The sequence below is a fragment of the Amycolatopsis sp. AA4 genome (genome assembly GCF_002796545.1).
Lineage (GTDB): Bacteria > Actinomycetota > Actinomycetes > Mycobacteriales > Pseudonocardiaceae > Amycolatopsis.
The window spans coordinates 7,829,260-7,841,653 of record NZ_CP024894.1; the positions used below are offsets into that span (position 1 = coordinate 7,829,260).

10 protein-coding genes are annotated in these 12,394 nt (G+C 68.6%); 4 read left to right on the forward strand and 6 right to left on the reverse strand.

The genetic code is table 11. From position 1 onward, the window contains the following. Nucleotides 1-27: 27 nt before the first annotated feature. Both CU254_RS36200 and pcp read left to right on the forward strand, forming a co-directional pair. A complete protein-coding gene (locus CU254_RS36200) occupies nt 28-1,473 on the forward strand; it encodes a M1 family metallopeptidase (RefSeq protein WP_009084255.1) in 1,446 nt (481 codons plus the stop codon). Further along, entirely contained in the window at nt 1,470-2,075 is a 606-nt protein-coding gene (gene pcp, locus CU254_RS36205; protein WP_037715945.1) for a pyroglutamyl-peptidase I, read from the forward strand. The genes CU254_RS36200 and pcp overlap by 4 nt, the downstream gene beginning before the upstream one ends. A gap of 1 nt (nt 2,076) precedes the next feature. Here the strand turns inward: pcp and CU254_RS36210 are convergent, their stop codons facing one another. The 3 genes from CU254_RS36210 to CU254_RS36220 form a co-directional block, all read right to left on the reverse strand. After that, entirely contained in the window at nt 2,077-3,840 is a 1,764-nt protein-coding gene (locus CU254_RS36210; protein WP_037715947.1) for an Hsp70 family protein, read from the reverse strand. An 86-nt stretch (nt 3,841-3,926) separates the two neighbouring features. After that, nucleotides 3,927-4,916 carry a hypothetical protein gene (locus CU254_RS36215; protein ID WP_009084261.1) on the reverse strand — a complete coding sequence of 330 codons (990 nt, stop codon included), beginning with the start codon at nt 4,914-4,916 and terminating at the stop codon, nt 3,927-3,929. Between the two features lie 64 nt (nt 4,917-4,980). Continuing rightward, nucleotides 4,981-7,530, reverse strand: a complete 2,550-nt coding sequence (locus CU254_RS36220; protein ID WP_009084262.1) for an ATP-dependent Clp protease ATP-binding subunit — start codon at nt 7,528-7,530, stop codon at nt 4,981-4,983. A gap of 366 nt (nt 7,531-7,896) precedes the next feature. Here CU254_RS36220 and CU254_RS36225 point away from each other — a divergent pair, with 366 nt between their 5' ends. After that, nucleotides 7,897-8,712, forward strand: coding sequence for a (2Fe-2S)-binding protein (locus CU254_RS36225; RefSeq protein WP_037718558.1), 816 nt, complete (start codon nt 7,897-7,899; stop codon nt 8,710-8,712). A 19-nt stretch (nt 8,713-8,731) separates the two neighbouring features. On the opposite strand, the gene CU254_RS36230 is transcribed toward CU254_RS36225, so the two are convergent. Further along, nucleotides 8,732-9,301 carry a TIGR03086 family metal-binding protein gene (locus CU254_RS36230; RefSeq protein WP_009084270.1) on the reverse strand — a complete coding sequence of 190 codons (570 nt, stop codon included), beginning with the start codon at nt 9,299-9,301 and terminating at the stop codon, nt 8,732-8,734. On the opposite strand from CU254_RS36230, the gene CU254_RS36235 reads away from it, so the two are divergent. Continuing rightward, on the forward strand, nt 9,300-10,196 hold the full coding sequence (locus CU254_RS36235; protein ID WP_009084267.1) for a helix-turn-helix domain-containing protein: 897 nt from the start codon (nt 9,300-9,302) through the stop codon (nt 10,194-10,196). The two genes, CU254_RS36230 and CU254_RS36235, sit on opposite strands and share 2 nt — an antisense overlap. Nucleotides 10,197-10,319: 123 nt before the next feature. Here CU254_RS36235 and CU254_RS36240 read toward each other — a convergent pair whose 3' ends face one another. Further along, nucleotides 10,320-10,673 (reverse strand): Lsr2 family protein, encoded by a 354-nt coding sequence (locus CU254_RS36240; protein ID WP_009084272.1) that lies wholly within the window; start codon nt 10,671-10,673, stop codon nt 10,320-10,322. 163 nt (nt 10,674-10,836) lie between these two features. Next, nucleotides 10,837-12,345, reverse strand: a complete 1,509-nt coding sequence (lysS, locus tag CU254_RS36245) for a lysine--tRNA ligase (protein ID WP_037718562.1) — start codon at nt 12,343-12,345, stop codon at nt 10,837-10,839. Between the last annotated feature and the right edge of the window lie 49 nt (nt 12,346-12,394).

Genomic DNA, 12,394 nt, shown 5'->3' on the forward strand with positions numbered 1-12,394 from the left:
GATTCACCCGCAGACACAGGAGCGCCCATGAGAGCACTGCACCGCTGGCGTCGCCCGGCAGTGACCGTCGCAGCCACCCTCACCGCATTGACGCTCGGCACCGGGATCGCGTCCGCCGGACAGGGCGGCTGGGACAAGCCGACCCCCGGCTCGGACGGCGCCGGGGACAGCTACTACCCGCAAGACGGCAACGGCGGGTACGAGGTTTCCGACTACGACCTCCGGGTCAACTACGCTCCCGACACCCACCAGCTCGCCGGTCTCCAGACGGTCCACGCGAAGGCGACCCAGTCGCTCAGCTCGTTCGACCTCGACCTGCGCGGCCTCACCGTCGACGCGGTCCGGGTCAACGGCGCGCCCGCGAAGTTCACCCGCACCGGCGACCACGAACTCGTGATCACGCCGAAGATGCCGCTGTGGAAGGGCCTGCCGTTCACCGCCGAGGTCGCCTACCACGGCGTTCCGGTGGCGATCGACGACCCGAACCTCGGCAAGAACGGCTGGCAGTTCACGAAGTCCGGCGGCGCGTTCGCGGCGGGCGAGCCGAAGTCGGCCACCACCTGGTACCCGGTCAACGACACCCCGCGCAACAAGGCGAGGTTCCGGCTGTCGATCACCGTGCCCAGCGAATGGGGCGTGATCGCCAACGGCCGCGAGGTCGCCAAGTACCGGACGCGGGCGGGCACCACGCACGTCTGGGCCGAGGAGACGCCGACCGCGCCGTACATGACCACGGTCGCGATCGACAAGTGGACCTTCAACAAGCGCCAGCGCGCGGACGGCACCCCGATCGTCAGCGCGTACGCGCCGGGCACCACCGACGCCACGAAGCAGGCCGACGCGCAACTGCCCGAGGTCCTCGACTTCCTCGAATCGAAGTTCGGCAAGTACCCGGTGGACGCCGCGGGCGGCATCTACCTGACCGAGCCGATCGGCTTCTCGCTCGAGACGATGAGCCGGCCGATCTACTCCGGCCGCGCGGGCAACATCGGCACGATCGTGCACGAGAACGCGCACCAGTGGTGGGGCGACACGGTCGCGGTCGACCACTGGAAGGACGTCTGCCTCAACGAATGCTTCGCGTCCTACGCGACCTGGCTGTGGGCGCAGAAGAACGGCACGGACCTCGACGCCAAGTACCTGAACACGGTCGCGTCGGCCAGCGACGCGTTCTGGGACGGCAAGCTGTACGACATGGGTCCCGGCCACGAGTTCACCTACGTGTACTCCAAGGGCCCGGTCATGCTGCACGCGCTCAGCAAGTACCTGGGGCAGGACGCGTTCGACCAGGTGCTGAAGACCTGGAACTCCGTGCACCACGACGGAAACGCGAGCATGCAGGACTTCCAGAAGTACTGTGAGAAGGTGTCCGGCATGGACCTGCAGGGCTTCTTCGACGCGTGGATCTACGGCAACGGCAAGCCGTCCGACGAGTACCTCTACCCGGGCGACTTGAAGCCGGCCGCCAAGTGACAATTCTGCTGACCGGGTTCGCGCCGTTCGACGGAGCGGCGACGAATCCTTCTTGGCAGGCAGCCTCGCTGGCAGCGGCGCGGCGGACGGACACGGTGGCGGTCGAGCTGCCGTGCGAGTTCGCCGCGGCGCTGCCGGCGCTGCGCGCGGCGATCTTGGCGCACCGGCCGGAAGTGGTCGTCTGCGCCGGGCTGGCGGGCGGACGCGAGCACGTCACGCCGGAGCGGGTGGCGATCAACCTGATCGACGCCCGGATCCCGGACAACGCGGGCGCGCAGCCGATCGACGTGCCGGTGGTCGAGGGCGGGCCGTCCGCGTACTTCACCACGCTGCCGGTGAAAGCCGCGGTGGCGGCGATCGAGTCGGCGGGGCTGCCCGCGGCCGTGTCGTACACCGCGGGGACGTACGTGTGCAACCAGGTCTTCTACGGCCTGATGCACCTGATCGCGACGGAGTTTCCCGGGCTGCGCGGCGGTTTCGTGCACGTGCCGGAGGAAGCCCGGCTGCCGGTGGACTCGACCGCGCGAGCGCTCGAGATCGTGGCGGACACCGCGCTGACCGTGCCCGAGGATGTGGCGACCTCGGCCGGCACGCTGAACTGAGTTATTCGCCGGGCTGGACGGTCTGCTCGAAGAACTGCACCAGGTCCTGCGGCCGGCGGCTCGTGTGCGAAGGGCTGGTGTCCATCACCGTGCCGACCACGGGAATGCCGTCGGCCTGGTAGATCAGCAGCCCCAGCTTCGGCCCGATCCCGGCGACGTACCGGCCGCTCAGCCCGGTGCGGGTGCGCCAGGTGTCGGTTTCGACGCGGCCGGTCATGTCCTTGCGCGCGCTCGGCTCGACCTGGGCGAGCGTGAGCCCTTCGTGGAACGCAACGGTGGTCTTGTCCGGGAACCGGCACAGTGCGGTGCGCACCGCGCCGAGGGCCTTCGCCAATTCTGGGTCGTCAGAGCAGGTTGCGCGGGTTTGGATGCTCGGACCGGACAGGCGGCGCATGCACTTCGTGAGGCCGTTTTCGCCGGGGAGCGCTGGCTTCGAATCGGCGCAGGTGGTGGTGTTGTTCGGCGGAGTGACCGGTTGATTCGCCGCGGCTTTGTCGTCGCCGCGGGTGGCGAGGACGGCGGTCACGATTCCGGCGACGACGAGCACGGTCAGAGCGATCGCGCCGATGACGATGGGCTTGCGGGACTTCTTCTTCTGCGGCTGCTGCCATCCGGGCGGCGGCATCGGTGCCGGTGGCCGCTGAACCAGAACGGGCTGTTGCTGGACCGGCGGCCAGGACGCCGGCGCCTGCGGTGCGGGCACCGGTGCTGCTGGCCGCTCGTCCACGTGATGCAACCCGAACGCGACCGCCGTCTCCGGCTGGTCCTCGGTAGTCGGCACCACGCCCAGCTTCGACCCGACGAGCGAGGCCAGCAACGGCATCCGGCTGGGCCCGCCGACCAGATACACGCCGCCGAGCCGATCCGGCGTCAGCCCGGCCCGCGCGATCGTCGCCGCGAGCATTTCCGTGCTGCGCAACAAATTCGGCCGGACCAGCGCTTCCAATTCGGCCCGGGTGACGAGCACGTCGCCGAACGGATCCGGCATCGGCACTTCAGTGTGCGCGTGCCGGGAAAGACTTTCCTTGGCATCGCGGACGTCTTGGAGCAATACCCGCTGCATCCGCCGGTCGCTGGTCGTCTGCGGACGCAGAAGCCGTTGCCACTGCGCCGGATCCGCGTGCGACACGGACCGTCCGATGTGGACTAGCAGAGCTTGGTCGATGTCGAGGCTGCCGAGATCCGGCAACCCGTCCTCCGCCAGCACCGCGGTGCCCGCGCCGACGACCGCGCAGTCGAACGTGCCCGCCCCGAGGTCGTACACCGCGATCGGCCCGCTGGGCGCGCCCTGCTCGCGCAGAGTCGCGTAATGCGCCGCCGCCGCGACCGGCTCCGGCACCAACCGCACCTGCCCGAACCCGGCCTTGCCCGCCGCCGCCCGAAGCGTCTGCTGCCGCTGCGCGCCCCATCCCGCCGGATGCGACAGCCGCACCTCGCCCGGAACCCCGGACAGCTGCCGTTCGGCTTCCTCGCCCATCCGCCGCAAGACCGCGGCGAAGGCGTCGACCACCGGCACGACCCGATCCCCGAGCAGCAGTTCGCCGTCGTCGATCCGCCGCTTGGGATACGGCTCGAACCGGCTGGGATCCAGCCGGGCCCGCCGCTCCGCGTCCTGCCCGACGACGAGCCGCCCGTCCTCCTCGGCATACACCGCGGAGGACATGGTGACCGACCCGTCGACCTCAATAGCCCGCGGGCCGCGCCCGAAGGCCGCCAAGACGCCGACCGTGCTGGAAGTACCGAAGTCGATCGACAGAACGTCCACGCAGTTCCCCTCCCCAAAAACCCCACCGCATCGTCTCACGAGCGTCAGCGCTCGCGAGCCGCGGTGGCAGCGGAGCTGACCGCGCTCTACCCCGCGAAAACCGCCGCCGGAAAGGGCGTCTCCCGGTCCTCCAGCAACCGCCCGTAGAAGTCGTTCATCTCCACCGCCACCGCGGCATGCCGGGCCACCAGACCGGCCACCGGCGCGGGCAACGGAAGCTCCCCGGCCGCCGCACGGCGGACCGCGGCCAGGCGGCTTTCTCGGTCCCGCGTTCCGCACACCTCGGTGACCAGCCAGTTCACCAAATACATCGAGCCGTAAGCCCGGTCGTGCTCCGCGTTCAGCTCCGCGAACGCCCGCTCCTCCTCGGTCAGGTCGAACCGGCGCGCGAACGACAGGCCGAAATCCGTCAGGACGAACCGGTCCCCGTCGGTCAGGAAGTTCTCGAAGTGGTTGTCGAAGTGCAGGACACCCTGCGCGCGAAGGAACGAGAGCGTGTCGGCGACCTCCGACGCAAGGCGCTCGACCTGATCCAGCCGACCAGGCAGCCACCGATGCACATTGGTCGGGAAATACTCGCAAAACAAAACCACGCTCGCCGCCGAATCCCGCAATTCCGTGAGCCGCCGGCGGACCGCGGCGGAACCGCCCCAGTACTCGACGTCCTCCTCCAGCGGGCGGTCTGGCACGCGGCCCGACGGGACCGGCAGGATCCGCCAGTGGTGCAGCAAAGGGAAGTTCTCGCACGAACCACTGAGGACCCAGCCGTTCGCCATGACGTGCAGCGCCAGTTCCCGCCACGCCGAGCCCTCCGGCGAGCCGAGGCCGTAATGGCAAAAGGCAGGCAGGCCATAGAGATTGGCGGTGGAATGGGGATGCTGAAGCTCCAGCGCGGTTAACGGCACTCGCTTCGCGAAGACCGGAACCCCGTCGACGTCCAGCCGCACGCCGGTGCCGCCGATGCCTTCGGAGACCACCTCAGCCGACTTCAGCCGCTCGGTGAGCTGACGGTCGCTCAGCAACGAAAGCGCGGTGCTCGCCGCGGCGTGCCGCGAAATTCTCGAAGGAGACCCCATAAGGACGACAATAGAGAAAAGGGCGGCCCCCCAAACCTGGGAGCCGCCCTTTTCCTTGCCTAACTCACTCGTTCTCGGATTCGCCGTTCTCGGCGGCGCCGATGCTCACCGGCGGAGCGTCGGGAACCGAGGACGGACGCTTCTCCCCGCGGAAGGTGAAGTGCGCCTCGTCGTCGCGGTCCTCCGGGTTGCCGCTCCAGCCCTCGACGTCGACCACGATGATCTGACCCGGCTCGACCTCGCCGAACAGGATCTTCTCCGACAGCTGGTCCTCGATCTCGCGCTGGATCGTGCGGCGCAGCGGCCGGGCGCCGAGGACCGGGTCGAAGCCGCGCTTGGCCAGCAGCGCCTTCGCCTTCTCGGTCAGCTCGATCTCCATGTCCTTGGCCTTGAGCTGCGTCTCGACCCGGCCGATCATCAGATCCACCATCTGGATGATCTGTTCCTGGTTGAGCTGGTGGAACACGATGATGTCGTCGATCCGGTTCAGGAACTCCGGGCGGAAATGCTTCTTCATTTCCTCGTTGACCTTCTGCTTCATCTTCTCGTAGCGGTTCGTCGAATCCGCTCCGGAGGAGAAGCCGAGGCTCACGGACTTCGAGATGTCCGAGGTCCCCAGGTTCGAGGTGAAGATCAGCACGGTGTTCTTGAAGTCGACCGTCCGGCCCTGCCCGTCGGTCAGGCGACCGTCCTCCAGCACCTGCAGGAGCGTGTTGTAGATCTCCTGGTGCGCCTTCTCGATCTCGTCGAACAGCACCACCGAGAACGGCTTGCGCCGCACCTTCTCGGTCAGCTGCCCGCCCTCCTCGTAGCCGACGTAGCCCGGAGGGGCGCCGAACAGCCGCGAGGCGGTGTAGCGGTCGTGGAACTCGCCCATGTCGATCTGGATCAGCGCGTCGTCCTCGCCGAACAGGAACGACGCCAGCGCCTTCGACAGCTCCGTCTTACCGACACCCGACGGGCCGGCGAAGATGAACGACCCCGACGGGCGCTTCGGGTCCTTCAGGCCCGCCCGCGTCCGGCGGATCGCCTGCGAGACGGCCTTGACCGCGTCCTCCTGGCCGATGATGCGCTTGTGGAGCTCGTCCTCCATGCGCAGCAGCCGGGTGGTCTCCTCCTCGGTGAGCTTGAACACCGGGATGCCGGTCCAGTTCGCCAGCACCTCCGCGATCTGCTCGTCGTCCACCTCGGCGACGACGTCGAGGTCGCCGTCCTTCCACTGCTTCTCCCGCTCGCCCTTCTGGCCGAGGAGCTGCTTCTCCTCGTCGCGCAGCCGCGCGGCCCGCTCGAAGTCCTGCGCGTCGATCGCGGACTCCTTGTCCCGGCGCACGTCGGCGATCTTCTCGTCGAACTCGCGCAGGTCCGGCGGAGCGGTCATCCGGCGGATCCGCATCCGCGCCCCGGCCTCGTCGATCAGGTCGATCGCCTTGTCCGGCAGGAACCGGTCGTTGATGTAGCGGTCGGCCAGCGTCGCCGCCGCGACCAGCGCCGAATCCGTGATCGAGACCCGGTGGTGCGCCTCGTACCGGTCGCGCAGCCCCTTCAGGATCTCGATCGTGTGCTCCAGCGACGGCTCGCCCACCTGGATCGGCTGGAACCGGCGCTCCAGCGCCGCGTCCTTCTCGATGTACTTGCGGTACTCCTCGAGCGTGGTCGCGCCGATCGTCTGCAGCTCGCCCCGCGCCAGCATCGGCTTCAGGATCGACGCCGCGTCGATCGCGCCCTCGGCCGCGCCCGCGCCCACCAGCGTGTGCAGCTCGTCGATGAACAGGATGATGTCGCCGCGGGTCTTGATCTCCTTGAGCACCTTCTTCAGGCGCTCTTCGAAATCGCCCCGGTAGCGCGAACCGGCGACCAGCGAACCCAGGTCCAGGGTGTAGAGCTGCTTGTCCTTGAGCGTCTCGGGCACCTCGCCCTTGACGATGCTCTGCGCCAGGCCCTCGACGACGGCGGTCTTGCCGACGCCCGGCTCGCCGATCAGCACCGGGTTGTTCTTCGTCCGGCGGGACAGCACCTGCATGACCCGCTCGATCTCCTTGCCGCGCCCGATGACCGGGTCCAGCTTGCCCTCGCGGGCCAGCACGGTCATGTTGCGGCCGAACTGGTCGAGCACCAGCGACGACGACGGCGTGCCCTCGCCCCGGCCCGAACCGCTCTCGGTGGACTTCTCCCCGGTCTGGTAGCCCGACAGCAGCTGCAGCACCTGCTGGCGCACCCGGTTCAGGTCCGCGCCCAGCTTCACCAGCACCTGCGCCGCCACGCCCTCGCCCTCGCGGATCAGGCCCAGCAGGATGTGCTCCGTGCCGATGTAGTTGTGGCCCAGCTGCAGCGCCTCGCGCAGCGACAGCTCCAGCACCTTCTTCGCCCGCGGCGTGAACGGGATGTGCCCGCTCGGCGCCTGCTGACCCTGGCCGATGATCTCCTCGACCTGCTGGCGCACGCCCTCGAGGGCGATGCCCAGCGACTCCAGCGCCTTGGCGGCGACACCCTCACCCTCGTGGATCAGACCCAAAAGGATGTGCTCGGTGCCGATGTAGTTGTGGTTGAGCATCCGGGCCTCTTCCTGGGCCAGGACGACCACCCGCCTCGCGCGGTCGGTGAACCTCTCAAACATGCGCACTCCCTCGACTGCTGCGTCGGCGGCCCGTAACCTCCGCGGATCGCGTCCGCGGCGGACAGCACCGTGAGACCACTCTAGTAGCCAAGCGGTCGCGCTTGCGTACCACTACGGCTTCCAGCGGCCCCTGCGCACCCGGACGGCGACCCGGTCGGTCACCGCTTCTCATCCGGTTGCGCTGCACCTTTACTCCCTCTCGAACGTACGGGACCGGATCAGGATTCCGCCCCGGCCCCCCTGTCCGCTCAGCGCGAACACCCCCGCGCGTCCGGGTGGTCTCACCCCTTGGCCACCCGATTGGCGCAATCTCGCGCCATATGTAAGGTTAGGCACACCTAACGCGTACAGACGGGGGTGGGACCGGTGAACCCGCAGCGCTCGCGCGACGACGCCCGCGAGATCGGCGACGGTCTCGCGTCCTCGCTGCTGCGCGCCAGTGCCCGGTACGACCTGCGCCGCGATGTCCCCGAGGGCTGGTTCCGTTGCGCTGACCTCCTCGAACAGCCCGAGCGGTTCGCCGAATGGCGCTCCCGGCTGACCGACTGGCTCCTCGACCAGCACGGCGCGGCTCCCGCGCGCACCGCGGCCAGCTACGTGATGTCTTGGTACCTGCACGTCCCCGCGTACGTCGGCGCGCTTCTGCTGCACCACGAGCGCCGCGTGCCGTCGCTGAAGCCGGAGCAGCTCGCGTTCGGCCTCGGCCCGGACCGGCCGCATCCCGAGGGCATGGCCGTGCTCGGCGACGCCTTCTACTGCCTGCCCACCGACCCGGGCAGCGTCCGTCCGGAGGCCACCGTCGTGCGCGACGAACGCGCGCTGGCCGCGGTGCTGCGCGCGCAGTTTGTCGGCCACGCTGCTCGCTTCGTCCGCGCCTACGCCCCAGGCACCCGCCTCGGTCGCCGCACGCTCTGGGCGGGCGCTACAGACGCGCTGGACGGCGCTCTGTGGCGGGTCGGCAAGCAAGGCGGGACAGCCGAGGCCGAAGGCGCTGGCGTCGCGGATGCCGCGCTGGTGCTCGACGCGCAATACCGCCCGCTGACCTCGGCGTCCACCTTGCGGATGGCAGTCAACGAGGACGGCCACCGGGTTTGGGAGCGCCGTCGGGAAAGCTGCTGCTTCTCCTATCTCCTGCCCGGCGAGGCGGAATGCGAGAGCTGTCCGCGCGTCTGTCCCCGTTGATCTCCATCGAGTGAAAATTTCAGGCGTACGGATCCCGGCCCGTCGCGCCCAGCGCCCGATGCAGCACCGGCGCGGTTTCCGGCACCGCGACCTCCGGACCGAACACGCCGCCCTTGCGGGCCTCCTCGCCCATCCCCGCCGCGAACGCGAGGACGACTTCGGCGGCTTCGTCCGGACAGTTCAGCTCGGTGCCGCTCGCCCGCGTGAGATCCCAGGCGTGCACGACGAGTTCGCCGAGCACCATGTCCCCGACGACCGCGGCGGGCAGTTCGGACGCGCCGAAGGTGACGGTGCCGGTCCACGCCTCCGGCGGGGCGAGCGCGGCGAGCACGTCGTCGGTCATCGCTTCCAGCGCCTTCGGCCAGTCGTCCCCGACGAGGGACGCCTCGGCTTCGCTCGGCGCGGGCGGTTCGTAAGGCTCGTGCCGGATCGCGGCGGCGAGCCACGGGCCCCAGTAGAGAAGGTGGTTGAGAAGGCCGCGAACGTCGTAGTCGGCGCACGCCGTGGGGGCGGTCAGCGACGGGGCGGCAGCCGCGACGCGCCGCAGTTCGGCGGCGGCCGGGGCGAGCAGTCCGGAGTGATTCGACATGCGCCCGAGCCAACCACCGTTCGCGGCGGCCGTCTTGAAATTACGCGACGCACTACTGTTTTCAGCCATGCGGCGGATCCCGAGCGGCATCCTGAACGAGCGGACGGCTCGCACCAAGTTCACGCTGACCCGGTATCCGCCCGCCCCGGAACTGCGCGATTTCGTGGAACACCACTGGGTCCTGCGCTGGAACCTGACCGAACCCCACGACCAGCACGTGCTGCCGAATCTGTCGGTGCACGTGACGTTCTTCCCCGGCGCGTGCGGGGTTTACGGTCCGGCACACCAGCTTTTCACGCACCGGCTCAGCGGACGCGTGCACGGGATCGGGGCCAGGATCCGGCCCGGATGTTTCCGCCCGTTCCTCGGCGCCCCGGTGCGCACGCTCGCCGACCGCTCGGCCGGCGTCGCCGAGATCTTCGGGCCGACGGCCGCGCGCACGGAAAAATTCATCCGGAATGCGCGGACCGACGAGGAAATGATCACTGCAATCGACAACTTGCTGATCGCATCCCGCCGCCCCATTCCCCGGGAGACCCGCGCGGCGGCGGAGGCGGTGGAAACAATCGCCGCGGATCCCGGGATCACCCGGGTCTCGGAACTGGCGGCGGCACTCGGACTGTCGATCAGGGCGGTGCAGCGGTTGTTCGCCGAGCACGTCGGAACAACGCCGAAGTGGGCGATCCGGATTTACCGCCTCAACGAAGCCGCGCGGTTGCTCGCCGCACCGATCCCGCCGGATTACGCGGATCTGGCGACTCGGCTGGGCTATAGCGACCAACCTCACTTCATCCGCGATTTCCGCGCGGTGACCGGAGCCCCTCCCGCGGAGTACGCGCGTTCGGCTCGCCAGCTGATGTCCGCCGCGCCGGACGGCGCAAAGCCGGGAAACTAAAGCGGAACGCCAAACGGCCGCCGGGAATGTTCCCGACGGCCGTTTGGCGTGCAGTCCGCGAAGGCGCGGCGCTCCCGGTTCGCTAACCGGAGGACCGCATCCGCGAGTTCCGGAAATGCCCGGTCAGTTCTTCTTGTGGTAAGCCTCGACGACCTCCGACGGGATGCGCCCCCGGTCGGAAACCTGGAAACCGTTCTTGCGGGCCCACGCGCGAATCGCCTGGTTCTGCTCGCGGTCGACCGCGGCCGGGCGGGCCGGGGACTTGCCGCCGGCGACCGGACGCAGCGGCGCGCGCTTGCGGCCGCCCGCGCGGCGCGCGTGCTCGACATACTGCGCGAGTGCGTCGCGCAACTCCTCGGCGTTTTCGCCCGACAGGTCGATCTGGTAGCTCACACCGTCCAAACCGAACTCAACGGTCTCTTCCGCCTCACTGCCGTCGAGGTCGTCGACCAGAGAGACCAGCACCTTCTGTGCCATCTGATTCCTCCTGCGGGGCTTGCCCGAATGATCTGGCTACATGATCTGGTTTCGGGGCAAGCCCCGAGCTACAGAAGTCTTTGACACCCATATTAATACCCGCTTGCCCCGCCGTAGGCAAATCCGCATTGAGAAAATCTCGACCGTGCGACGAGGCGGCGAGCTATTCGGGCCGGACGAGCGGGAAGAGGATCGTCTCCCGGATACCGAGCCCGGTCAGTGCCATGAGCAGCCGGTCGATCCCCATTCCGACCCCGCCGCTCGGCGGCATTCCGTACTCGAGCGCGCGCAGGAAATCCTCGTCGAGGCGCATCGCCTCGCTATCCCCGGCCGCGGCGAGCCGCGCCTGTTCGGTGAGCCGCTGCCGTTCCACGACCGGATCCACCAGTTCGGAGTATCCGGTGGCGAGTTCGAATCCGCGCACGTACAGGTCCCACTTCTCGGCCACGCCGGGACGGCTGCGGTGCTGCCGCGTGAGCGGAGACGTCTCGAGCGGGAAATCCCGGACAAATGTGGGGGCGTGCAGTCCGTCGCCGACGAGATGTTCCCACAGTTCCTCGACGAGTTTGCCGTGCGCTAGCTTGGGATCCACCTCGATCTCGCGCGCCGCGGCGATCTTGTGCAGTGCTTCCGCGGGCGTATCCGGCGTCACTTCCTCGCCGAGCGCTTCCGACAGCGACTCGTACATCCCGAGCGTCGTCCATTCGCCGGAAAGGTCGTACTCGGTTCCGTCGGCGAGAGTGACGACCTGGGTGCCCAGCACGTTCTCCGCGGCCTCCTGGATGAGTTCGCGGGTCATCACGGCATTCGTGTCGTAAGTGGCGTAGGCCTCGTAGTACTCGAGCATCGCGAACTCCGGCGAGTGCGAGGAGTCGCTGCCCTCGTTGCGGAAGTTCCGGTTGATCTCGAAAACCTTCTCGATCCCGCCGACCACGCAGCGCTTGAGGTACAGCTCCGGCGCGATGCGCAGGAACAGCTCGAGGTCGAAGGCGTTGGAATGCGTGACGAACGGCCGGGCCGCGGCTCCGCCGTGCAGCGTCTGCAGCATCGGCGTCTCGACCTCGGTGAATCCCCGGCGGTGGAACGACTCGCGCAGCGAACGCATCACGCCCGAGCGCGTGCGCACCACGTCGCGGGCGCGCGGGCGCATAATCAGATCGACATAACGCTGCCGGATTCGCGTTTCCTCGGCCAGCTCCTTGAACGCCACCGGCAGCGGGCGCAACGCCTTCGCCGCGATCTGCCAGCTGTCGGCCAGCACGGAAAGCTCGCCGCGCTTCGAGGTGATCACCTCGCCGTGCACGAATACGTGGTCGCCGAGATCGACATCGGACTTCCACGCGGCGAGAGACTCCGGCCCGACCTGCGCGAGACTCAGCATCGCCTGCAGTTCCGTGCCGTCGCCCTCACGAAGAGTGGCGAAACACAGTTTGCCCGTATTGCGGAGAAACATGACCCGACCGGTGACGCCGACCGACTGGCCGGTGCTGGTGTCGGCTTCGAGACCGGAATGTTCGGCACGGATCTGCGCGAGAGTGTGCGTACGCGGAACCTCTACCGGGTAAGGATCGGCGCCCTCCGCGATTATCCGGTCGCGCTTGTCCCGGCGCACCCGCATCTGTTCGGGCAGGTCGTCATCGGGCAGTGCGTCGGACGCGGGGAATTCGGTCATGGCCATAGCGTACGAAGCCGCTGGTGAACCGCGTCAACCGGATTCCCCT

Bases quoted from the DNA above. Each gene is read 5' to 3' on its own strand.
- CU254_RS36200 (WP_009084255.1), top strand. From the start codon at position 28: ATGAGAGCACTGCACCGCTGGCGTCGCCCGGCAGTGACCGTCGCAGCC.
- CU254_RS36215 (WP_009084261.1), bottom strand. From the start codon at position 4,916: ATGGGGTCTCCTTCGAGAATTTCGCGGCACGCCGCGGCGAGCACCGCG.
- CU254_RS36220 (WP_009084262.1), bottom strand. From the start codon at position 7,530: ATGTTTGAGAGGTTCACCGACCGCGCGAGGCGGGTGGTCGTCCTGGCC.
- CU254_RS36235 (WP_009084267.1), top strand. From the start codon at position 9,300: ATGCGCCCGAGCCAACCACCGTTCGCGGCGGCCGTCTTGAAATTACGC.
- CU254_RS36230 (WP_009084270.1), bottom strand. From the start codon at position 9,301: ATGTCGAATCACTCCGGACTGCTCGCCCCGGCCGCCGCCGAACTGCGG.
- CU254_RS36240 (WP_009084272.1), bottom strand. From the start codon at position 10,673: ATGGCACAGAAGGTGCTGGTCTCTCTGGTCGACGACCTCGACGGCAGT.
- lysS (WP_037718562.1), bottom strand. From the start codon at position 12,345: ATGACCGAATTCCCCGCGTCCGACGCACTGCCCGATGACGACCTGCCC.